The sequence below is a fragment of the Pseudomonas sp. LAMO17WK12:I1 genome (assembly GCF_900177315.1).
GTDB classification, from domain to species: Bacteria; Pseudomonadota; Gammaproteobacteria; order Pseudomonadales; family Pseudomonadaceae; genus Aquipseudomonas; species Aquipseudomonas marginalis.
In genome coordinates this window covers 278,015-300,121 of the sequence record NZ_FWZV01000007.1, presented here as the reverse complement: position 1 = coordinate 300,121, position 22,107 = coordinate 278,015, and the positions used below count along the sequence as shown (strand labels likewise).

Here is a 22,107-nt window from a genome sequence, read left to right as displayed (position 1 = left end):
TCATGCTCGCGCAACTTCCACCGGCCTTACAGAATCTACAGCTGCCGCTGCGTCTTCGACTCTGGGATGGCCATGAATTCAACTTGGGCCCCGAGCCCAGTGTGACCATCGTGGTGAAGGACCCCACGGTCGTACCCAAACTGTCCCACCCCACGCTCGACTCGTTGGGCGAAGCCTTCGTCGAGGGCAAACTGGAGCTGGAAGGCTCCATCAGTGAAGTGATCCGGGTCTGTGATGAGCTGAGTCATGCCTTGGTCGAGGATGAGGGCGGGAGTCTGCCGGTGCGCTCGATTCACGACAAGGTCACCGACGCCGCGGCTATTTCCTACCATTACGACCTGTCCAACGCGTTCTACCAGCTCTGGCTGGACCAGGACATGGCGTACTCCTGCGGGTATTTCGAAACCGGCAGCGAATCCATCGACCAGGCCCAGCAAGACAAATTCCGCCACCTGTGTCGCAAGTTGCGCTTGCAGCCCGGCGAGTACCTGCTCGACGTAGGCTGTGGCTGGGGCGGGCTGGCACGTTTTGCGGCGCGTGAGTTCGGGGTGAAAGTGTTTGGTATCACCCTGAGCAAGGAACAGCTGGCATTGGCCAAGGAGCGGGTGAAAGCCGAGGGCCTGGAAGACCAGATCGACCTGCAACTGCTCGACTACCGCGATCTGCCCCAGGATGGTCGTTTCGACAAAGTGGTGAGCGTGGGCATGTTCGAGCACGTCGGCCACGCCAACCTGGCGCAATACTGCAAGACCCTGTTTGGTGCCGTACGCGAAGGCGGCCTGGTGATGAACCATGGCATTACCGCCAAGCACACCGACGGCCGGCCCGTAGGCCGTGGCGCCGGGGAGTTTATCGAGCGTTATGTGTTCCCCAACGGCGAGCTGCCGCACCTGGCGATGATGACTGCCGAGATCAGCGAAGTCGGGCTGGAAGTGGTCGATGTCGAAAGCCTGCGCCTGCATTACGCGCGCACCCTGGACCATTGGAGCGAGCGCCTGGAAGACAACCTGGAAGCGGCGGCGAAGCTGGTGCCGGAGCAGGCGTTGCGCATCTGGCGGCTGTACCTGGCCGGGTGTGCCTATGCGTTTGCGCGGGGCTGGATCAACCTGCACCAGATCCTCGCGGTGAAGCCTCACGCGGATGGCAGCCATGAACTGCCGTGGACGCGGGAAGACATTTATCGCTGAAAGTGAATGATTACTGTAGGAGCGAGGGGGACGCCTCGCTCCTACAGAATCGGTGAGATCAAGCGCGCCACCCGCATGCCCAGTTGCTGCAGGCGGCGGGTCTCGCGGCTTTCTTCCTGGCTCACTTCATGGGCCTGGGCGAAGTCGTCCAGCAGCATCTGTTCAACCTGCTTGGCGAAGGCTTCGTCGACCGTCAGCAACATCACTTCGAAATTCAGCCGGAATGAACGGTTGTCCATGTTCGCACTGCCGATGGCGCTGATCTCGTTGTCCACCAGCACCACCTTCTGATGCAAAAAACCCGGCGTATAGCGGAACACCCGGACACCGGCGCGCACCGCCTCGATCGCATACAGGCTGGACGCGGCGTACACGATGCGGTGGTCGGGCCGCGATGGCAACAGCAGGCGCACGTCCACGCCCCGCAGGACCGCCAGGCGCAGGGCGGCGAACACCGCTTCGTCGGGGATGAAATACGGGCTGGTGATCCACACGCGCTCGGTGGCCGCATGGATGGCCTCGACGAAAAACAGCGAACAGGTTTCATAGGGATCGGCCGGGCCGCTGGCGAGCAATTGGCAGAGCACGCCGTCTTCGGGGTAGGCGTCCGGCAGGATCAGCGGCGGCAGCTCGCGCGCAGCCCAGAACCAGTCCTCGGCAAACGACTCCTGCAGGCAGGCCACTACCGGGCCGGTAACTTGCACATGGGTATCGCGCCACGGCGCCAGCGGCGGTTTTTTGCCCAGGTATTCATCGCCCACATTGTGCCCACCGACAAACCCGGTGACACCGTCCACCACCACGATCTTGCGATGGTTGCGGAAGTTGACCTGGAAACGGTTGAGCCAACCGCTGCGGGTGGCGAATGCCTTGACCTGCACCCCGGCGTCGCGCAGCGATTGCACGTACTGATGGGGCAGGGCGTGGCTGCCGATGCGGTCGTACATGACGTAGATGCCCACGCCTTGGGCAGCCTTTTCCTTCAACAGCGCCTGTAACTGACGACCGAGTTCATCGTCATGAATGATGAAGAACTGAAACAGCACGGCGGTTTTGGCACCGCGAATGGCGTCGAAGATTGCACGGAAAGTGGCCTCGCCGTTGATCAGCAAGTGCACTTCATTGTTTGCCAGGCACGGCATGCGGCCCAGCTTGGGCATGGCGCGCAACGACGCGTAGGCACTGGAGTTGCGCGCGGCGAGAGCCTCCTCGACCCACGGGCGCCAGTTCAGCTCGGTGATCGCGGTGTGCATTTCCTGGTTGGCCTGGCGACGGGCCTGGATATACGCGTCGAAGGTGCTGCGGCCAAAGATCAGGTAGGGGATCAAGGTGAGATAGGGCATGAACATCAGTGACAGGGCCCAGGCGATCGAGCCTTGGGCGGTCCTGACGGTCAGCACCGCGTGGATCGCGGCGAGAGTCCCGAGCAAGTGCAGCGTGGCGATGAAGTAGGCGAGCAGGTGCGGGCCAAAGAAATCCATGGACGACGGTACTCCAGACAATCCAATGCCTAACAGACCATGAACGGCGGCGAATGTCGCTATTTTATTTGCCGTGCAACACTGGCACTTTTGCGGCGTCTAACGCCCACAATTGCCCAGGAGTTACCCGATGAATGCTCGTCTGCTTGGTTTGGCCATGGTTGTAGGTTTGTCGTTGCCGCTGGCAGCGCAGGCGCAGATGCTGGCGCCGGGCTTGTGGGAATTGACCACCAGCAATATGAAAGTCGATAACCAGGACCTGCCGGACCTGTCGCTGATCCTCGGTCAGCTCAAGCAACAGATGACCCCCGAACAGCGCGCCATGCTGGAAAAACAAGGCATCACCATGGCCGGCAAAGGCGTGCAGGTGTGCCTCACCCCGGCACAAGTCGCCTCTGATTCGATCCCCCTGACCGACCCGCAATCGGGCTGCAAACAGGAAGTGACCGACAAGACCGGTAACCAGTGGAAATTCCGTTTCAGTTGCCCGAAAGCCCAGGGCACCGGCGTCGCTACCTTCCAGAGCCAGAAAGAATTCACCACCACCGTCAACGGCACCTTCAATGCCACCGGCGTTCAACAGAAGGGCAGCCTGGATACCCACGCCCAATGGCTGGGCACCGATTGCGGCACGGTCAAGCCTCGCGCTTAACGCAGAAAGTACAGCGGTAAACCCTGGCAGCTATCGACCACCTGGCCGTTGTGCCAGGCCAGGTGGCCGGAGACCAGGGTGGTGCTCACGCTGTGGCGAAAGCTGCGTTCGGCGAACGGCGTCCAGCCGCAGCGGGCAAGAATCGGCTCGTCCCTGACCGGTTTTCCTTCGGGCTCCGGTTTGATCAGCACCAGGTCGGCCCAATACCCTTCGCGCAGGTAACCCCGGTCCGGGATGGCAAACAGGTCGGCGACACGGTGGCTGGTCTTGGCCACCAGGGTGGTCAGGGGCAGCAGCCCATCGGCGACCAATTCCAACAACGCTGGCAGCGCGTGTTGCACCAGGGGCAGACCCGCGGGCGCTTCACGATACCCCAACTGTTTTTGCGCCCAGGTATGCGGCGCATGGTCAGTACCTATTACATCCAGACGATCACTCAGCAAGGCCAGGCGCAGGGCGTCGCGGTCGGCGCGGGTCTTGATCGCCGGGTTGCATTTGATCTGGTGGCCGAGGCGGTGATAGTCACGGTCATCGAACAGCAGGTGGTGCACGCAGACTTCAGCGGTAATGCGTTTTTGCGCCAGGGGTTTGTCTTCGAACAATGCCAACTCGCGTGCGCTGGTCAGGTGCAGTACATGCAGGCGCGTGCCGTGACGCTTGGCCAGTTCCACCGCGAAGGAGGATGAGCGATAGCAGGCTTCGGCATCGCGGATCAGCGGGTGGGCGACGGCGGGGATCCTGTCACCAAAGCGCTCACGCATGCGCTGCTCGTTGGCTTGGATGCTCGGCGTGTGTTCGCAGTGGGCCAGCAGAATGGTCGGCACTTCGGCAAACAGCCGTTCCAGGATCCGTGGGTGGTCCACCAGCATATTGCCGGTAGAGGCGCCCATGAACACTTTGACCCCGGCCACTTCGCGCGGGTCGAGGGCGGCGACGGTGTCGAGGTTGTCGTTGCTGACCCCGAAGTGAAAGCCGTAGTTGGCCACCGAGTGCAGGGCCGCGCGGCGCTTTTTATCGGCCAGGGCTTCCAGGTTCAGCGTGGCCGGGTTGGTGTTGGGCATGTCCATGACGCTGGTGATGCCGCCGGCTACCGCTGCGCGGGACTCGCTGTAGAAGCTGCCCTTGTCCGGCGCGCCGGGGTCGCGAAAGTGCACCTGGTCGTCAATCATGCCCGGCAGCAGCCACTGCCCGTGGGCGTCGATGGACACGGGCGCGGCATTCCCGCCGATGCTGCTGGCGATCTTTTCGATACGGCCATGGGCGACCAGCACGTCGGCGTCGAATTCCTCGCCTTCGTTCACCAGGCGGGCGTTGCGGATCAGCAGGCGGCTCATGGCTCAGAACTCGTTTTGCAGGGCTTTGTAACCGCGCACCAGGTCGACGTTGGTACGTGCCACGTCTTCGGAAAACTCCGAGGCGCTGACACTCACCGGCGGGAATTGCGACAGGTCGGTATTCGGCCCGATGCGGGTGGTGGAGGGTACGTAGAAGGCGGCGGGCAAATCACGGCCGTCGACCACCGAGTTGTGGCGTACCACGCAGCCATCGCCGACGGCGCAGTTGAACAGCACGCTGTTGAAACCGATAAACACCCGGTCGCCGACGGTGCAGGGGCCGTGGACGATGGAGCGGTGGGCGATGGATGTGAATTCGCCGATGGTCACGGCGGCGCCGGACTTGGAGTGGATGACCACGCCGTCCTGGATGTTGGAATTGGCGCCGATGGTGATCGGGTCCATGGCGCCGCCGGCGTCGACTTCGTCGGCGCGGATCACGGCGTAGGGGCCGACAAACACGTTCTCGCCGATGATGACTTTGCCGCAGATGATCGCGGTCTTGTCGACGTAGGCCGATTCGGCAATCACCGGCAGATCGCCGGAAGGGTTCTTGCGGATCATGCAACTGGCTCCGTCATGATGTGAACGTAGGCGCCGTCGATGGCGTTGTAGAAACAGGTGGGGCGGCCGGTGTGGCAGGCCGGGCCTTGCTGGTCGACGATCAGCAGTACCGCGTCGCCGTCACAATCCAGGCGCGCTTCCACCAACTGTTGCCAGTGGCCGGAGCTTTCGCCTTTGCGCCACAGCTGTCGACGCGAGCGCGACCAATAGCAGACCTGCCCGGTATCCAGTGTTTCGTTGAGGGCCTGACGGTTCATCCAGGCCAGCATCAGCACTTCGCCGCTGCCGTGTTGCTGGGCGATGGCGGCGATCAGGCCGTCGCTGTTCCACGGCAGGGCGTCGAGCACGGCGGCGAGTGGAAAGCGGCTGCCGACGGCAGCCCCTTCCAGTTCGAGCATGCTCAGGGTCATGGCTTGCTCAATGCTGCGCACAGGGTGTTGAGGTTGTACTCGAACAGCCCGGTGAAGGAACTCGCCGGCCCTTCTGCGGCCAGGGCGTCGGAGTACAGCGTGCCGCCAATCTGCGCGCCGCTTTCATCGGCGATCTGTTTGAGCAGGCGCGAGTCCTTGATGTTTTCCATGAATACGGCCTTGACCTTGTCCTTGCGAATCTGGGTGATCAGCGCGGCGACTTCGGCGGCCGACGGTTCACGTTCGGTGGACAGGCCTTGCGGCGCGAGGAACTGGATGCCATAGGCCTGGCCCAGGTAGCCGAAGGCGTCATGGGAGGTAACGATGCGACGGTTACCCGGCGGCAGCGCGCCGAACTTGGTCTTGGCTTCGGCCAGCAGGCGGTAGATTTCTTTCAGGTAGGCCTGGCTGTTGCGCAGGTAGTCGGCCTTGTTGGCCGGGTCGGCAGCCACCAGCGCCTTGGTGATGTTGTTCACATAGATTTCGGCGTTGGCCAGGTTGTGCCAGGCGTGCGGGTCGGGGATGGTTTCGCCGTCTTCCTCCATGGTGTGGGAAATCACGCCTTTGCTGGCGGTGACCACCGTGGCCTTGGTTTCGGTGCTGGTCACCAGGCGGTCCAGCCACGGCTCGAAGCCCAGGCCGTTCTTGATGATCAGCTTGGCCTTGAGCAGCGCCTTGGCGTCGTCAGGGGTGGGTTCGTAGGTATGGGCATCGGCGTCGGGGCCGACCATGTTGCTGATCTGGATGTGGTCGCCACCGATCTGGTGGGTGATGTCATCGAGAATACTGAAGCTGGTAACCACCTGGAGTTTGTCGGCGGCCTGGGCCATCGACAACGGCAGCAGCAGACTGAACAGCACGAGTAGAGCGCGCATCGGGAAACACCTCATTGGGATGTAAGCAAAGGCGGGCGGCGCAGCAAGCCGTGCACCGGACCGAAGACCACGGACAGCAGGTACCCACCGCCAGCCACCAGCACAATCGCCGGGCCGCTGGGCAGCGAGAAGTAGAACGACAGCAATAAACCCAACCACACCGACAGGCATCCCAGCACCGCCGATACCGCGATCAACACCGGCAGGCGCCGGCTCCAGAAGCGTGAAGCGATGGCCGGCAGCATCATCAAACCCACCACCATCAAGGCGCCGATGGCCTGGAAGCCAATCACCAGGTTCAGGACCACCAGGGTCAGGAACAAGCCGTGGGCCAGGGGGCCAAGGCGGCTGACGGTTTGCAGGAACAGCGGGTCGAGGGTGTCCAGCAGCAGCGGTTTGTAGATCAGCGCCATGGCGATCAGGCTGAACCCGGAAACCCAGAGCATGCCGGTCAGGGTGGTTTCGTCGACGGCCAGGGCCGAGCCGAACAGCAGGTGCAGCAGGTCCAGGCGCTTGCCGGCCAGACCCAGGATCAATACGCCGGCGGCGAGGGAGATAGGATAGATGGCCGCCAGGCTGGCATCTTCGCGCAGGCCGGTGCGGCGGGTGATCCACGCCGACAGGCCGGCCATGCCCAGGCCAGCGCCCAGGCCGCCGATGGTCAGCGCGGGGAGGCTCAAGCCCGCGAACCAGAAGCCCAGTGCGGCGCCGGGCAATATGCCGTGGGCGACGGCGTCACCGATCAGGCTCATGCGGCGCAGGATCAGAAATACGCCGAGCGGAGCGGTGCTGCAGGCGAGCACCAGCCCGCCGATCAGGGCGCGACGCATGAAGACGAAGTCGAGGAAAGGCATCCACAGGTGGGCGGCGAAGTGCATCAGGCCACCTGCATGTGCGGCTGCGGGCGGATCAACTCTTTGCTGGAACCGAACACGCAGCCGCTGCTTTTGATCTGCACCACTTGTTGGGTGTGTTGGCGTACGGAAGCCAGGTCATGGCACACCACCACCAACGTCCGGCCTTCGGCGTGCCAGGCGTGGATATGGCTCCAGCACAGCGCCTGGCCTTCTTCGTCCAGAGCGGCATGGGGCTCGTCAAGCAGTAACACTGGCGACTCGGCAAGGCTCATGCGAGCGAGCAATGCGCGTTGTAGTTGGCCGCCTGACAACGCCATCAGCGGGCGCTGTTCCAGGCCACTGAGGCACCAGTCTTCCAACACTTTTTGCAGGCGCTCGCTTCTTTGCTGCGGGGTGAGGCGCGTGCCCCAGAAGCCGGCGGCGACCAGTTCTTGCAGGCTGATGGGGAACTGGCGGTCAAGGTGCTGTTGCTGCGGCAGGAACGACAGGCCACCTCGGCGTGGAACATCCACGGTCACTTTGCCCGCCAACGGTTTTTGCAGGCCGGCGATGACTTTGAGCAGGCTGCTTTTGCCGCAGCCGTTGGGGCCGATCACGCCGGTGAGGCTGCCTTTTTCCAGGGTGAAATCCACGGCGGGAGTGAGCGGTTGGCCAGGGGCGCCCCAGCGTAAAGCGGTGCAGGTGATCATGCAGGGTTTCTCGTCCAGCGGCTTTCAGCCACGGCATCGTGCGCGTGCAGGCTTTCGGCGTGGATCACTTTGAGGTGGAAGGCTTTGACCGCATCCGAGCGTTTCAAGGCGAGGTTAAGGCGGCGGGCGGCGTCTTCGCAGAACATCAGGTTCTGCCCGTTGGCCAGGGCGAAGGCTTGTTCGTCCGCGCGTTTTACGGCGGTTTGTACGGCGGTGCCGAGGGCGGCTTCGGCAGCGTTGATCAGCTCGGTCAGCGCCAGATGCTCGCCTTGCAGGTGCACGTGCAACTGCGCGCTGCTGCGCTGGCTGTGGGGCGTGGCGACGATACCGTTGGCGCTGCCGAGCCAGGACAGCACGTCTTCATGCTGCAACGGCGTGTTACCGAAGTCTTGGAGAAATTGCTGCTGAATCAACTGCCTGGCGAGGGCGGCGGAACAGGGGCAGGTTGAAGAATAGGTAACGTCAATTTTTAGTTCCACGTGGAACATCTGGTTTTCCAGGCGCGCTTCGATGCTCACCGGGTAGCCCTTCCAGCCGGCCAATGGGCTGACCAGTGCTGGGCGTTTCAGCAGTAAATTCGTGTGCAGACGCAGGTAGGCGTTCTTAGATAAATCTTCATGACTGTCGAGAAACCGCTGCAGTACATTGCGCAGAAGTGCAGGCGTAACGGGCTGCTGTTCGAGCATCTCCAGTGCCAGGTACAGGCGTGACATATGAATGCCACGGGCGGCGCCATCGTCCAGGCTGACGCCGGCATCGGCGCTGGCGCTCAGGCGTTGGCCGTCAATGAGGATCGGCAGGGCGATGCCGCACATGCCCACCCAGTCGAGTGGCAAGGCTTGGCGTGAAGCCTGCGCGGCAATATCCGGCAGAGTCAGCGCATTCATAAGCAGGTCCATCGTTGGAAATAATTCGACATGTTATAGTATAACAATAGAGTCGACGATGAATTTCTGCCCCGGCCTTTTTTCACTCATGTGGAGTACGGACGCTCCTCCATTTGCGGTATTTGTCATGCACAGACGTCAGCTCCTCAACCTGCTCCTGGCCAGCCCTTTATTTGCTTTGCCGTTCGCCGCCCACGCGACCCAGATCCGCAATGCACGCCTGTGGCGTTCGGACGACAAGCTGCGCCTGGTGTTCGACCTTAGCGGCCCAGTGCAATACAAGACCTTCTCCCTGACTGCTCCGGAACGCCTGATCATCGACCTGAGCGGCGCCGGTCTCAGTGGTGACTTTTCTCAACTTGAGCTGAAGAACAGCGGGATCACCTCGATTCGCTCGGGGCATTTCGGCAAGGCGGATACGCGCATCGTGCTCGACCTGGCCGCGCCGATGCAGCTCAACAGCTTTGTATTGCCGCCTCAGGACGGGCAGGGGCATCGCCTGGTGCTGGACCTGACCAGCGCCACCCGTGCACCGCGTCAAATCGCGGCTGAGGCGGTGCCCTTGGTGGCCGCGGTGAACAAGGCGCACCCCAAGCGCGACATTATCGTGGTGGTCGACCCCGGCCACGGCGGCAAAGACCCCGGCGCTGTCGGGTCCAAGGGCCAGCGCGAAAAAGACGTGGTGCTGTCTATCGCCCAACTGCTGGCCAAGCGCTTGAAGCGCGAAAAGGGTTTTGACGTGAAACTGGTGCGTAACGACGACTTCTTTGTGCCGCTGCGCAAGCGTGTGGACATCGCCCGTCAGCACAAGGCCGATATGTTCATCTCGGTGCATGCCGATGCCGCGCCACGGCTCACGGCCTCGGGCGCCTCGGTGTATGCGCTGTCGGAGGGCGGCGCGACCTCGGCCACGGCGCGCTTTATGGCCCAGCGTGAAAACGGCGCGGATTTGCTGGGCGCCACCACGTTGCTCAATCTCAAGGATAAGGACCCGATGCTGGCCGGGGTGATTCTTGATATGTCGATGAACGCCACCATCGCTTCCAGCCTGCAACTGGGCAGCTCGGTGCTGGGGAGTCTGCAAAGCATCACCAGCCTGCATCAGAAGCGTGTGGAACAGGCGGGGTTCGCGGTGCTCAAGTCACCGGATGTGCCGTCGATCCTGGTGGAGACCGGCTTTATCTCCAATGCCCAGGACGCCCAGCGCCTGGTGACGGCGCGTCATCAACAAGCGGTTGCGGATGGCTTGTTCGAAGGCCTGAAAAATTACTTCCAGAAGAACCCGCCGATGAACAGCTATATGGCCTGGGTTCAGGAACAGAAGAATGCCCAGGCCTAACAGCCGGTAATTCGGCTGCACGTGAATTTGGCAGTGGCGCCACCGGAGCTGGAAAACCGGTTGATCGTAGTCCAGCCCACGCGCCGTGTGTAACCGACCCATGCCTCTCCATCCGACGCCAGGCCGGTAAAGAACGTCAGTTGCCCGTAGCGGCTGTTGGTTTGTGCCCAATAACGTTTCCCGATCACCTCGAAACCACGCAAATACGTGGTGGTGCCCACCGTAGCCACGCTGTAGGCATTGCCCAGGGGGTCCACACAGGCCAACAGGTTGGCGCTGCGCGTGCACGTGGCCAGCAAGCTTGGCGCTTGGGCACAGGCAGGCCCTGCGACTGCCAGTAACAGGGCGCACACCAGGTATTTCATAGGGGGGCTCGGGGCTGGGAAGTGTTCAAGCATTGCGCCCTTCATCGTAATGAGCAAGGGGGATTGGCTTATTTGTATTGTTATACTATAACATAAATGCGCAGCCTGACCCGTGAACCGCTCCCCATGACCGAACAAGACCTGCTGGCCCAACCGCCCGCCGACTACATGAATGAAGCCCAGCAGGGCTTTTTCCGCGAACTGCTGCTGACTCAGCGCCATGAACTTCAAGCGCGCATCGAGGGCGAATTCCTGGTGCTGCGCGAGCAGGAGCCCAACAGCGACCCGGCCGATGTGGGCAGCGCCGAAGAACAGCGCCAGTGGCAACTGCGCTTGCTGGAGCGGGAAAAGAAGCTGCTCGACAAAATCGACGACGCCCTCGAACTGCTCGCCCGCGGCGAATACGGCTGGTGCCGCGAAACGGGCGAGCCCATCGGCTTGCAACGCCTGCTGCTGCGCCCCACCGCCGCCCTGTGTATCGAAGCCAAAGAACGTGAAGAGCTGCGCGAACGCCATAAACGGGCGATTTGACCGGCCAACCCTGATGAGGATTACCTGATGCCCAATCGTCTCCCCGTTACCGTGTTGTCCGGCTTTCTCGGCGCCGGTAAAAGCACGCTGCTCAACTACGTCCTGCGCAACCGCGAAAACCTGCGCGTGGCGGTGATCGTCAACGACATGAGCGAAATCAACATCGACGGCAGCGAGGTACAGCGCGACGTTACCCTCAACCGTTCCGAAGAAAAACTGGTGGAGATGAGCAACGGCTGTATCTGCTGCACCTTGCGTGAAGACTTGCTCGAAGAAGTCGGAAAACTCGCCAAGGAAGGTCGCTTCGATTACCTGCTGATCGAATCCACCGGTATCTCCGAGCCGTTGCCGGTGGCTGAAACCTTCACCTTCCGTGATGAAAACGAGCAAAGCCTGGCCGACATCGCGCGCCTGGACACCATGGTCACCGTGGTCGACGGCATGAACTTCCTGATCGACTACCAGGCTGCCGAAAGCCTAGCCTCACGGGGCGAAACCCTCGGTGAGGAAGACGAACGCTCGATCACCGACCTGTTGATCGAGCAGATCGAATTCGCCGATGTGATCCTGATCAGCAAGATCGACCTGATCAGCAGCCATGAGCGCGAGGAACTGATGGCGATCCTTGAACGTCTCAACGCCCAGGCGGAAATCATCCCGATGGTCATGGGCGAGGTGCCGCTGCACAAGATCCTCAACACCGGCCGCTTCGACTTCGAACGTGCCGCGCAGGCGCCGGGCTGGTTGCAGGAGTTGCGGGGTGAACATGTACCGGAAACCGAAGAGTACGGCATCGCCTCCACGGCCTACCGCGCACGTCGGCCCTTCCACCCGCAACGCTTCTTCGACTTTATCGACCGGCCTTGGGTCAACGGCAAATTGCTGCGTTCCAAGGGCTTTTTCTGGCTGGCCAGCAAGCACCAGGATGCGGGCAGCTGGTCCCAGGCCGGTGGCTTGATGCGCCATGGCTTTGCCGGACGCTGGTGGCGCTTTGTGCCAAAAAGCCAATGGCCCCAGGACGAAGAAAGCGTCGCCGCCATCATGGGCAACTGGCAGCTCAGTACCGGCGACTGCCGTCAGGAACTGGTGTTTATCGGACAAAACATCGACTTCGCGCGGATGCGTGCCGAGTTGGACGCGTGCTTGCTCACCGATGAAGAACTGGCCCTGGGTGTCGAAGGTTGGCGCCTGCTGGCTGATCCGTTTGGTCCCTGGTATGAAGAGGCCGCCTGATGCTGGCACCGCTTATCCCTTTGCGCCCGATGGTTCGCCAGACCCGTGGTGAAACCCCGCTGGCGCTGTCCGATATTCTCGAAGACGGCGTGAACCTGGCGCTGTGGCAGCGCCAATTGCCGTTGCATATTGCCGAGTTCGGCGCCTTGCTGGTGGCGCTCAATGAGCCGTTGGCCGAGTCCTTGGTGATCGAACTCAACAACGAAGACGCCGAGCCGAACCTGTGCGGTCTGGCATCCAGTTGCCGCGATCTTGAAGGCTACGAAGGTTTTGTCGCCGATGTGTCGTGGCTGGTCAGCGCCTTTGCGTGCCTGCTCGGCGCCAAGCGCATCGGTGTGCGCCTGCGGCTGCTGGATAAAGCCATGTGCCCGCGTTTTCACGTTGACCATGTGCCGGTACGGCTGATCACCACCTATGCCGGCATCGGCAGCCAGTGGTTGCGCGAAGGGGTGATGGACCGCCGCAAGCTCAGCCAACCGGACGCCGAACCGAGTGAGCGCATCGAACAGATCCAGTGCGGTGAAGTGGCCCTGCTCAAAGGCAGCAAATGGCATGGCAACGAAGATCACGGCCTGATCCATCGCTCCCCCGCGCTGAAAGCGGATGAGCGCCGATTGATTCTGACGCTGGATTGGCTCGCGTAACCGCGTAGGATCAAACCCTCTACACGGTCCGAAAGATGGCACCCATGCTGCAGAACATTCCCACCCACGTGATTGCCGGGCCCTTGGGCGCCGGCAAGACCAGCCTGATCAAGCACCTGCTTGCCCAACGCCCGGCCAACGAGCGCTGGGCGGTGTTGATCAACGAGTTCGGCCAGATCGGCCTGGACGCGGCATTGCTGAGCCTGGGTGACGATGGCATTGCCCTGGGTGAAGTCGCCGGTGGCTGCCTTTGTTGTGTGAATGGCGCACCGTTCCAGGTCGGCCTGGGCCGGTTGCTGCGTAAGGCCAAGCCGGATCGGTTGTTTATCGAACCCTCGGGCCTGGGCCATCCTGCACAGTTGCTCAAGCAGTTGCGCGAAGCGCCGTGGCAGCAGGTGCTGGCGGTTCAGCCCTGTGTGTTGGTACTGGATGCCCAGGCGCTGGCAGCGGGCAAACCCTTGCCGCCAGCGCAGCAGGAAGCGCTGGCCAGTGCCGGGCTGTTGGTGTTGAACAAGGATGAGGGGTTGGATGCTGCGCAACGCGAGGCCGTCGAACGACAGCTACCCGACCGCGATATTTATTGGACGCGCCAGGCGCACGTGCCGCTCGGCAAACTGCCAGGCTTGAATGCGCAGGCTGAAGCGGCTGTGGATAATTTCGCAGTGCCCAAGGGGTTGGCTCAATTACCGGCTATCTGGAGCGATCCAGCATCGCCGATCTGCCTGAGCCAGGTCCAGGAGGGCGGTTGGAGTATCGGTTGGCGCTGGCACCCGAGCCAGCAATTCGATTCCGAGCGTCTGCACCTGTGGCTGACATCCCTTGAGTGGCGCCGCGCCAAACTGGTTATCCACAGCCGTGATGGATGGATCTCGGCCAACGCTGTGGATAACAGCCCGCTGACCTGGCAACCCAGCGAATGGCGTCGCGACTCACGTATCGAATTGATCTTCAGTGCACCCCAGGACGTAGCCGCGTTGCAGGCTGCACTGGCCGCCTGCCGTTACTGACGGTTCTTGGTGGCGTGGTCCTGGCGCCATTGGCTCAGCTCGATCACATTGGCGCTGGGCAGTGCTTCCTTGACCTCGAACGGGTAGGGCGCCAGTTCGATCTGCGCGCTGTGGGCGCCGAATTGCGTGATGGTCCCGCTGTGACGGGTCTCGCCCGTGACGGTGAACTCGAAATTGTAGATACGCGCCAGACGTCGCCGACCGTTGGCATCCCTCACAAAACCGATGCGCTTCAACGCCACGGCGCCGTCGAGCAATTCGATATCGAGCTTGGCGCAATGCTGCTTGACCCGCGCCAACGCCCGCTCTCGCAGGCCGTGGTTGTGCCATACCCAGGCGGCGCCGGTCGCCAGCAGCATCAACACGAAGATGTTTCCCAGGGTCAGCATGCGAAAAACTCCAACAAAGTGAGAGCAGCTTAACTGTGTCGTCGGTCTGTCGTACAGGCTGCGTTTAGTCGCATACTGCGCGGCCAGAATTTCAATGGCTTTACGGAAATCTCCTGCATGAAACGCACACCTCATCTGCTTGCGATCCAGTCTCATGTGGTCTTTGGCCACGCCGGAAACAGCGCCGCCGTGTTCCCCATGCAGCGGGTCGGGGTGAACGTCTGGCCGCTGAACACGGTGCAGTTCTCCAACCATACCCAGTATGGTCAGTGGGCGGGCGAAGTGCTGGCGCCGCAGCAGATTCCTGCGTTGGTGGAAGGCATTGCCGCCATCGGCGAGCTGGGCAACTGCGATGCGATCCTGTCTGGCTACCTGGGCAGTGCGGATCAGGGCCGCGCGATTCTTACCGGTGTGGCGCGCATCAAGGCCATCAACCCCAAGGCCCTGTACCTGTGCGACCCGGTGATGGGCCATCCGGAAAAGGGCTGCATCGTGCCGCAGGAGGTCAGCGATTTCCTGCTGGATGAAGCGGCGGCCATGGCCGACTTCCTGTGCCCCAACCAACTGGAACTGGACAGCTTTGCCGGGCGCAAGCCGCAATCGCTGTTCGACTGCCTGGGCATGGCCAAGGCATTGCTGGCCCGTGGCCCGAAGGCGGTGCTGGTCAAGCACCTGGATTACCCGGGCAAGTTGCCGGATGGTTTCGAGATGCTGCTGGTAACCGCTGAGGGCAGCTGGCACCTGCGTCGGCCGCTGCTGGCGTTCCCGCGCCAGCCGGTGGGCGTGGGCGACCTGACGTCGGGGCTGTTCCTGGCGCGGGTGTTGCTGGGCGACAGTCTGTTGGCGGCTTTTGAGTTCACGGCCGCGGCGGTGCACGAAGTGCTGCTGGAAACCCAGGCCTGCGCCAGTTACGAGCTGGAACTGGTCCGCGCCCAGGACCGCATCGCCCATCCTCGCGTACGTTTCGAGGCGACGCCGATCAGCCTGTAAGTACACAGAACCCAATGTGGGAGGGGGGCAAACCTCCCCCATTTTTGGTTGGACTTACAGCGCGTCAGCCTTGATTTCCTGGTAGCGCTTCTCGAGTTCCTGGCGGATCTGCCGGCGCTGCTGGGCCTGCACGAACCGGCGCTTGTCTTCACTGTTATGGGGTTGCAGCGGTGGCACGGCAGCGGGTTTGCGCTGGTCGTCCACGGCCACCATCGTGAAGAAGCAGCTGTTGGTATGACGCACCGAGCGCTCGCGGATGTTCTCGGTCACCACCTTGATGCCCACTTCCATCGACGTATTGCCGGTGTAGTTGACCGATGCAAGGAATGTCACCAGCTCGCCGACATGGATCGGCTCGCGAAAAATCACCTGATCCACCGACAGCGTCACCACATAGCGACCGGCATAACGGCTCGCGCAGGCGTAGGCCACTTCGTCGAGGTACTTGAGCAAGGTGCCGCCGTGGACATTGCCTGAGAAGTTGGCCATGTCAGGGGTCATCAATACCGTCATCGACAGCTGGGCGTTTCCGGGTTCCATAGCACACTCACGGGTTGTAGGCATTGGTTGGGGGGCACCTCTGCGGGTGCTGGGATCTTTGCAGCGCCATCCCTTACGGGACGCCGGTGGGCGGCTTGCCGTCACGCGTTCACCGATCTGTTTCCATATATTGCACCGGCTTTCCGGCGGAAGTCGCGGTGTTAACCTTCAAAAGCCCATCTCAGGGCATTTCTTACGATCAAGGCAGACTTTTCCTTCCGCACTTTGCGATTTTTCAAAGGCGCGTGCGGAAGTGGGAAAAGCGCCAGTACCCTCAAGGAGCCCCTCACCATGCACGCCATCAGCTTTATCCAGGACTTGGCCGTGATCATGCTGGTGGCAGGGGTGGTCACCGTCCTGTTTCACCGCCTCAAGCAACCCGTAGTGCTGGGGTACATCGTCGCCGGCTTCATCATTGGCCCGCACACCCCGCCGTTCGGCCTGATCCACGACGAAGACACCATCAAGACCCTCGCCGAGCTGGGGGTGATCTTCCTGATGTTCTGCCTGGGCCTGGAGTTCAGCCTGCGCAAGCTGTTCAAGGTGGGGGCCACGGCGTTTATCGCAGCCTTCCTGGAAATCATCCTGATGATCTGGATCGGCTACGAGATTGGCCGCTGGTTCGACTGGAACACCATGGACTCGCTGTTCCTCGGCGCGATCCTGGCGATTTCCTCCACCACCATCATCGTGAAGGCACTCAATGACCTGAAGATGAAAAACCAGCGCTTCGCCCAACTTATTTTTGGCGTGCTGATTGTGGAAGACATCCTCGGCATCGGCATCATCGCCTTGCTCTCGAGCATCGCCGTCAGCGGTACGGTGAGTTCCGGCGAGGTGTTCTCCACGGTCGGCAAGCTCTCGCTGTTCATGATCGTCGCGTTGGTCATCGGTATTTTGCTGGTGCCGCGCCTGCTGGCCTACGTGGCCAAGTTCGAAAGCAACGAAATGCTGCTGATCACCGTGCTGGGCCTGTGTTTCGGTTTCTGCCTGCTGGTGGTCAAACTGGAGTACAGCATGGTGCTGGGGGCGTTTCTGATCGGTGCGATCATGGCCGAGTCCCGGCAATTGGTTAAGATCGAGCGCCTGATCGAGCCGGTTCGCGACATGTTCAGCGCGATTTTCTTCGTGGCGATCGGCTTGATGATCGACCCACAGATCCTCCTGCAATACGCCTGGCCGATCGCGGTGATCACCGTGGCCGTGGTGCTGGGCAAGATGCTGTCCTGCGGCCTGGGCGCCTTTATCGCCGGCAATGACGGCCGTACCTCACTGCGCGTAGGCATGGGGCTGTCACAAATTGGCGAATTTTCCTTCATTATCGCCGCGCTGGGCATGACCTTGCAGGTGACCAGCGACTTCCTGTATCCGGTAGCGGTGGCGGTTTCGGCGATTACGACGCTGCTCACGCCGTACCTGATTCGCGGCGCCGACCCTTTGTCATTGAAGATCGCCGCCGTGATGCCCAAGCGCCTGAGCCGGGTGTTCGGCATGTACGGCGAATGGTTGCGCAGTATTCAGCCGCAAGGCGAGGGCGCAATGCTGGCGTCGATGATCCGCAAGATCATCCTGCAGGTGGGCGTGAACCTAGCGCTGGTGATCGCGATTTTCTTCGCCGGAAGCTTTTTCGCGGTGCGCATTGGTGGGTATCTGGAAGGTTGGATCAGTGATCCAAGCTGGCAGAAGGCGTTGATCTGGGGTGGGGCATTGCTGTTGTCGCTGCCGTTCCTGATTGCGGCGTACCGCAAGCTCAAGGCGCTGTCGATGTTGCTGGCGGAGATGAGTGTGAAGCCGGAAATGGCCGGGCGGCATACCCAGCGTGTGCGACGGGTGATTGCGGAGCTGATCCCGATTTTGTCGCTGCTGGTGATCTTTGTGCTATTGGCAGCCTTGTCGGCCAGTATTCTGCCGACCAACAAGTTGCTGGTGCTGATTGCCGTGGTCACGGCGGCGGTGGCTGCGGTGCTCTGGCGATGGTTCATCCGTGTGCATACGCGGATGCAGGTCGCCTTGCTGGAGACGCTGGATAACCATAAGGATACGCCGGAGCACTAGTGGGGGCCGCTACGCGGCCCGGCGCGGGACAAGCCCGCTCACCACCGCAAGCCCGTTCGCCACGGGGGGTAGGTGTCAGCTTTCCAGCCAGACGTCCCGCGCCCAGTGCCACACCGATTCCCAGGTCTCTTCGGTGACGAGTTCTTCTTCGCCGGACCACAGCACCACGGTGCCGTCTTCTTCGACGCAGTAGTAATCGTCACCGTCCTGGCAGATCGGGATCATGCTGCGGTCAACACCGGCATCCCAGGCGTTGGCAGCCACGTCCGGCAGGTAGGTGTGGGATTGCGGGTCGGTGACGGTCACCGGCTCCAGGCTGCCGTACACCACATCGCTGACGGTCAGCAGGAATTCACGAAAGACAAACGGGATGTCGATGAACAGCTGTTCCTCGATTTCCACCAGTTGATCTTCGTCAGGCAACTCCAGAGGAACCGGGACCGGTTCATTGGCTTCACGCAATTGTTCGATGATTTCTTCCACGGCCGGGATCCTCTTGCTGATGGCGCGGTTTATAGGGGCGTTTTATACAGTAGCTCGCCATAAGTGCAACCGTGAAATAGAAAACCCCGGACAGGTCCGGGGTTTTGTTACGGCTTGCTCAAGCGCGTGGGTATCAGCCGTTCTGGCGGATACCGGCGACCAGCCATGGCTGGTTGTCGCCTTGGGCACGTTCCATGTTCCAGCTTTCGCTGAACGCTTCACCCTGGTCGAAACGCGAAGTCTTCGACACGCCACTGAAGGTCAATGTTGCGATGGTCTTGTCGGCGCGATCATCCACACCTTCCAGTTGCACGTGCAGGTCGTCGATATAGGTCGACTGGAAGCCGTCGCCCAGGTCGGCGCGTTCGCGCTTGAGGAACTCCAGCAGTTGCGGGGTCACGAACTCGGAGATCTTGTCCATTTCGTTGGCGTCCCAGTGCTGCTGCAGGGACTGGAAGTGGCTGCGGGCCGCTTCGACGAAACGCTCTTCGTTGAACCACGCCGGTGCGTTGATCACCGGGCGGGCTGCGGCAGGCGCTGCCGAACCACCGAAGATCGAACCCATGGCTGGCTTCTGCTCGAACACTTCACGCTGCATCGGCGCGCCGGCCGGAGCCATGTGCTCCTGCTGCTTGCGGCGACGGGCGGCGATGAAACGGAAGACCAGGAAGGCGATGACCGCCATGATCAGGATGTCGAAGATCTGCATGCCCTGGAAGCCGCCGCCCATGAACATGGAAGCGAGCAGGCCACCGGCCGCGATACCGGCCAGCGGGCCCAACCAGCGCGAAGCACCGCCGGCCTTGGCAGCGGCGCCGGCAGCACCGGCTGCGCCTGCGGTAGCGGCAGCACCGCCGGCACCGGCGGATGGAGCCATTTGGCTGGTCTGGTGAGTCGGAGCCGCGCCCGAGCTTTTGCCGCCACCGAAGCGTTTGGCGTTGGCGTCGAGGCTCATCGTCAGGCCGATGCACAACGCCATGGCGATGCTAAGAAAACGTTTCATAAAGGGAATTCCCATTTGTGGATTGCACGCGCGCCATGTTGCACAGGTGTAGTGACAGTGGCTAGCGACATAATGTTTCGGGCTTTTGCGTAAGACCGAAACAGAATGGTCTGTAGGACGTATTACAGATATTGGCCCGCGCTCATTAAAAACAAGGGCGGGCCAATAACCTTCATGTAGGCAAATGTTTCAGACCGCTTCGAGCTTCGCGTAGCCCATCATCAGCCATTTGCTGCCTTCGGCGAAGTTCACCTGTACCCGAGCCTGGGCACCGGCGCCTTCGAAGTTGAGGATCACGCCTTCGCCGAAGATCGCATGCCTGACCTGCTGGCCCAGGCTGAATGGGGTTTCCGGAATCTCGGAACCGGCGAACATGCTGCTGGAGTTCTGCTGCTGGCCCCCGCCGAACGGACGGCTGACGCTGTTGGACAGGCGCACTTCCTGGATCAGTCCCTTCGGCACTTCACGTACGAAGCGCGACACCTTGTTGTAGGTCTCGCTACCGTACAGGCGTCGGGTCTCGGCGTAGGTCATCACCAGGTTCTGCATTGCGCGGGTGATGCCCACATAGGCCAGGCGGCGTTCCTCTTCAAGACGGCCGGGCTCTTCCAGGCTCATCTTGTGGGGGAACAGGCCTTCTTCCATGCCCACCAGGAACACATACGGAAACTCCAGGCCCTTGGCGCTGTGCAAGGTCATCAACTGGATGCTGTCTTCATGCTCATCGGCCTGGGTGTCGCCGGCTTCCAGGGATGCGTGGCCGAGGAAGGCGGCGAGCGGGGTCAGCTCTTCGTCTTCCTCGGTGTTTTCGAACGCGCGGGCGGCGCTGACCAGTTCCTCGAGGTTTTCTACCCGGGCCTGGCCTTTCTCGCCTTTTTCCGCTTCGTGATAGGCAATCAGCCCGGATTGCTCGATCACCGTCTGGGTCATCAGGTGCAGGGGCATTTCCGAACACTTGGCCGCGAGGTTCTCGATCAATTCGACAAACACCCCCAGCGCCCCGGCAGCACGGCCGGTCAGGCCTTTATTGGCGATGAGCAGGCGCATGGACTCCCACATCGACACATCGGCATGGCGCGCGTGGTCGCGAATCGCCTCGACGGTTTTCTCGCCGATGCCACGGGCCGGGATATTGATCACCCGCTCCAGTGCCGCGTCGTTGCCACGGCCTTCGAGCAAACGCAGGTAAGCCATGGCGTTCTTGATTTCCGCACGCTCGAAGAAGCGTTGGCCGCCATAAATGCGGTACGGGATGCGCTCGCGCAGCAAGGCTTCTTCCAGCACCCGCGATTGGGCGTTGGAACGGTACAGAATCGCAATATCGCTACGGGCAAGGCCGGTTTTCAGCGCGCTTTCGATGGTTTCCACCACGTAGCGCGCTTCATCGTGCTCGTTGAACGCGGCATACAGGTTGATCGCCTCGCCTTCGCCGCCGTCGGTCCACAGCTCTTTGCCCAGGCGCCCGGTGTTGTTGGCGATCAAGGCGTTGGCGGCCTTGAGGATGCCGGCGGTGGAGCGGTAGTTCTGCTCCAGGCGGATGGTGACCGCGTCCGGGAAGTCCTCGGAATACTGGTAGATGTTCTCGATTTTCGCGCCACGCCAGCCGTAGATCGACTGGTCGTCGTCGCCCACCACCATCAGGCTGTCGCCGCCCTTGGCCAGCAGGCGCAACCAGGCGTACTGCACGGCGTTGGTGTCCTGGAACTCGTCCACCAGAATGTGACGGAAGCGTTTCTGGTAATGGGCCAGTAAACCCGGATTGTCGCGCCACAGGTCGAGGGCGCGCAGCAGCAGCTCGGAGAAGTCGATGACGCCGGCGCGTGCGCAGGCCGCCTCGTAGGCTTCATAAATGCTGCGCATGGTAGCCAGGAACAAATCGCCGCTGGCCTGGATGTGCTGCGGGCGCAGGCCTTCGTCTTTCTGGCCGTTGATAAACCACTGGGCCTGGCGCGCCGGCCAGCGCTGCTCGTCGAGACCCAGCTCGCGGATCACGCGCTTGACCAGGCGTTGCTGGTCATCGCTGTCGAGGATCTGGAAGGTCTGGGCCAGGCCCGCTTCCTGCCAGTGTGCCCGCAACAGGCGGTGCGCCAGGCCGTGGAAGGTGCCCACCCACATGCCGGCCGGGCTGATGCCCATCAACTGCTCGATGCGGTGGCGCATCTCGGCAGCGGCCTTGTTGGTGAAAGTCACCGACAGGATCGAATGCGGGGACGCGTTCTCGACCTGGATCAACCAGGCGATACGGTGCACCAGCACTCGGGTTTTACCGGAGCCGGCACCGGCCAGGACCAACTGACGGCCAACGGGGGCCGCTACGGCCTGGCGTTGGGCATCGTTGAGGGAGTTCAGCAAAAGAGAGAGATCATCGCGCATCGACGCATTCTATGGGCCTAAGGGGGCTCGGGCAAATCCCAATGCCGGGTGGTCGACGCAAAACGTCTCGCGTGGTCCCGGCCGGGCAAACATTCTGGCAGGGCTGATGACCGGTAAGTCATGGGCCACAGCCCGCGCCGGGCCTCGCTCAAGGGGTCTGGCCCCAAGGTTTGCGGCTGTTCACAGGGTGACTTTTATGATCTGGAGCAGTTTGGCCCA

At 61.8% G+C, this 22,107-nt stretch carries 23 protein-coding genes; 9 read left to right on the top strand and 14 right to left on the bottom strand.

Annotated elements, in window-relative coordinates; all coding sequences use genetic code 11:
- Positions 1-2: 2 nt before the first annotated feature.
- Positions 3-1,187, top strand: coding sequence for a C17 cyclopropane fatty acid synthase CfaB (gene cfaB / locus B9N88_RS15795; RefSeq protein ID WP_027608198.1), 1,185 nt, complete (start codon positions 3-5; stop codon positions 1,185-1,187).
- A 41-nt stretch (positions 1,188-1,228) separates the two neighbouring features.
- Here cfaB and cls read toward each other — a convergent pair whose 3' ends face one another.
- Positions 1,229-2,668 (bottom strand): cardiolipin synthase, encoded by a 1,440-nt coding sequence (gene cls / locus B9N88_RS15790; protein ID WP_027608199.1) that lies wholly within the window; start codon positions 2,666-2,668, stop codon positions 1,229-1,231.
- A 130-nt stretch (positions 2,669-2,798) separates the two neighbouring features.
- Between cls and B9N88_RS15785 the strand changes: the two genes are divergently transcribed.
- Entirely contained in the window at positions 2,799-3,320 is a 522-nt protein-coding gene (locus B9N88_RS15785) for a DUF3617 domain-containing protein (RefSeq protein WP_027608200.1), read from the top strand.
- On the opposite strand, the gene B9N88_RS15780 is transcribed toward B9N88_RS15785, so the two are convergent.
- From B9N88_RS15780 to folE2, 7 genes are read right to left on the bottom strand one after another with little or no spacing between them, the layout of a single operon-like run.
- The gene (locus B9N88_RS15780) at positions 3,317-4,654 is read right to left on the bottom strand and encodes a dihydroorotase (protein ID WP_027608201.1); all 1,338 of its coding nucleotides are present in this window, start codon (positions 4,652-4,654) and stop codon (positions 3,317-3,319) included. The two genes, B9N88_RS15785 and B9N88_RS15780, sit on opposite strands and share 4 nt — an antisense overlap.
- A 3-nt stretch (positions 4,655-4,657) precedes the next feature.
- Positions 4,658-5,218, bottom strand: a complete 561-nt coding sequence (locus tag B9N88_RS15775) for a gamma carbonic anhydrase family protein (RefSeq protein WP_027608202.1) — start codon at positions 5,216-5,218, stop codon at positions 4,658-4,660.
- Positions 5,215-5,628 carry a phosphoribosyl-AMP cyclohydrolase gene (gene hisI, locus B9N88_RS15770; protein WP_027608203.1) on the bottom strand — a complete coding sequence of 138 codons (414 nt, stop codon included), beginning with the start codon at positions 5,626-5,628 and terminating at the stop codon, positions 5,215-5,217. Before hisI ends, B9N88_RS15775 begins: the two co-directional genes overlap by 4 nt.
- A complete protein-coding gene (locus B9N88_RS15765; RefSeq protein ID WP_027608204.1) occupies positions 5,625-6,503 on the bottom strand; it encodes a metal ABC transporter substrate-binding protein in 879 nt (292 codons plus the stop codon). The genes hisI and B9N88_RS15765 overlap by 4 nt, the downstream gene beginning before the upstream one ends.
- 11 nt (positions 6,504-6,514) lie before the next feature.
- The gene (locus B9N88_RS15760; RefSeq protein ID WP_027608205.1) at positions 6,515-7,381 is read right to left on the bottom strand and encodes a metal ABC transporter permease; all 867 of its coding nucleotides are present in this window, start codon (positions 7,379-7,381) and stop codon (positions 6,515-6,517) included.
- Positions 7,381-8,049, bottom strand: a complete 669-nt coding sequence (locus B9N88_RS15755) for a metal ABC transporter ATP-binding protein (protein ID WP_027608206.1) — start codon at positions 8,047-8,049, stop codon at positions 7,381-7,383. The genes B9N88_RS15760 and B9N88_RS15755 overlap by 1 nt, the downstream gene beginning before the upstream one ends.
- On the bottom strand, positions 8,046-8,936 hold the full coding sequence (folE2, locus tag B9N88_RS15750) for a GTP cyclohydrolase FolE2 (RefSeq protein WP_027608207.1): 891 nt from the start codon (positions 8,934-8,936) through the stop codon (positions 8,046-8,048). The genes B9N88_RS15755 and folE2 overlap by 4 nt, the downstream gene beginning before the upstream one ends.
- A 127-nt stretch (positions 8,937-9,063) precedes the next feature.
- Between folE2 and B9N88_RS15745 the strand changes: the two genes are divergently transcribed.
- Positions 9,064-10,275 carry an N-acetylmuramoyl-L-alanine amidase gene (locus B9N88_RS15745; RefSeq protein WP_027608208.1) on the top strand — a complete coding sequence of 404 codons (1,212 nt, stop codon included), beginning with the start codon at positions 9,064-9,066 and terminating at the stop codon, positions 10,273-10,275.
- Here the strand turns inward: B9N88_RS15745 and B9N88_RS15740 are convergent.
- Entirely contained in the window at positions 10,272-10,640 is a 369-nt protein-coding gene (locus B9N88_RS15740; RefSeq protein WP_027608209.1) for a hypothetical protein, read from the bottom strand. The two genes, B9N88_RS15745 and B9N88_RS15740, sit on opposite strands and share 4 nt — an antisense overlap.
- A gap of 126 nt (positions 10,641-10,766) precedes the next feature.
- On the opposite strand from B9N88_RS15740, the gene dksA reads away from it, so the two are divergent.
- From dksA to B9N88_RS15720, 4 genes are read left to right on the top strand one after another with little or no spacing between them, the layout of a single operon-like run.
- Positions 10,767-11,171, top strand: coding sequence for an RNA polymerase-binding protein DksA (dksA, locus tag B9N88_RS15735; protein ID WP_027608210.1), 405 nt, complete (start codon positions 10,767-10,769; stop codon positions 11,169-11,171).
- A gap of 27 nt (positions 11,172-11,198) precedes the next feature.
- Positions 11,199-12,404, top strand: coding sequence for a zinc metallochaperone GTPase ZigA (zigA, locus tag B9N88_RS15730; protein WP_027608211.1), 1,206 nt, complete (start codon positions 11,199-11,201; stop codon positions 12,402-12,404).
- Positions 12,404-13,048: a DUF1826 domain-containing protein gene (locus B9N88_RS15725; protein WP_027608212.1), complete on the top strand. Its 645-nt coding sequence runs from the start codon at positions 12,404-12,406 to the stop codon at positions 13,046-13,048. Before zigA ends, B9N88_RS15725 begins: the two co-directional genes overlap by 1 nt.
- Before the next feature lie 44 nt (positions 13,049-13,092).
- Entirely contained in the window at positions 13,093-14,055 is a 963-nt protein-coding gene (locus B9N88_RS15720) for a CobW family GTP-binding protein (RefSeq protein ID WP_027608213.1), read from the top strand.
- Here B9N88_RS15720 and B9N88_RS15715 read toward each other — a convergent pair.
- Positions 14,049-14,444, bottom strand: a complete 396-nt coding sequence (locus tag B9N88_RS15715) for a DUF3301 domain-containing protein (RefSeq protein ID WP_027608214.1) — start codon at positions 14,442-14,444, stop codon at positions 14,049-14,051. The two genes, B9N88_RS15720 and B9N88_RS15715, sit on opposite strands and share 7 nt — an antisense overlap.
- Before the next feature lie 117 nt (positions 14,445-14,561).
- Here B9N88_RS15715 and pdxY point away from each other — a divergent pair, with 117 nt between their 5' ends.
- The gene (gene pdxY / locus B9N88_RS15710; RefSeq protein ID WP_027608215.1) at positions 14,562-15,434 is read left to right on the top strand and encodes a pyridoxal kinase PdxY; all 873 of its coding nucleotides are present in this window, start codon (positions 14,562-14,564) and stop codon (positions 15,432-15,434) included.
- A 54-nt stretch (positions 15,435-15,488) separates the two neighbouring features.
- On the opposite strand, the gene B9N88_RS15705 is transcribed toward pdxY, so the two are convergent.
- Positions 15,489-15,974 (bottom strand): acyl-CoA thioesterase, encoded by a 486-nt coding sequence (locus B9N88_RS15705; protein WP_003177014.1) that lies wholly within the window; start codon positions 15,972-15,974, stop codon positions 15,489-15,491.
- 291 nt (positions 15,975-16,265) lie between these two features.
- On the opposite strand from B9N88_RS15705, the gene B9N88_RS15700 reads away from it, so the two are divergent.
- Positions 16,266-18,029 carry a cation:proton antiporter gene (locus tag B9N88_RS15700; protein WP_027608216.1) on the top strand — a complete coding sequence of 588 codons (1,764 nt, stop codon included), beginning with the start codon at positions 16,266-16,268 and terminating at the stop codon, positions 18,027-18,029.
- Between the two features lie 75 nt (positions 18,030-18,104).
- On the opposite strand, the gene B9N88_RS15695 is transcribed toward B9N88_RS15700, so the two are convergent.
- The 3 genes from B9N88_RS15695 to uvrD all read right to left on the bottom strand — a co-directional run bounded on the left by B9N88_RS15695 (position 18,105) and on the right by uvrD (position 21,888).
- Positions 18,105-18,512: an SMI1/KNR4 family protein gene (locus tag B9N88_RS15695; RefSeq protein WP_017739032.1), complete on the bottom strand. Its 408-nt coding sequence runs from the start codon at positions 18,510-18,512 to the stop codon at positions 18,105-18,107.
- Positions 18,513-18,645: 133 nt separating this feature from the next.
- Entirely contained in the window at positions 18,646-19,515 is an 870-nt protein-coding gene (locus tag B9N88_RS15690) for a Tim44 domain-containing protein (protein ID WP_027608217.1), read from the bottom strand.
- 189 nt (positions 19,516-19,704) lie between these two features.
- Positions 19,705-21,888: a DNA helicase II gene (uvrD, locus tag B9N88_RS15685; RefSeq protein ID WP_027608218.1), complete on the bottom strand. Its 2,184-nt coding sequence runs from the start codon at positions 21,886-21,888 to the stop codon at positions 19,705-19,707.
- Positions 21,889-22,107: the final 219 nt, after the last annotated feature.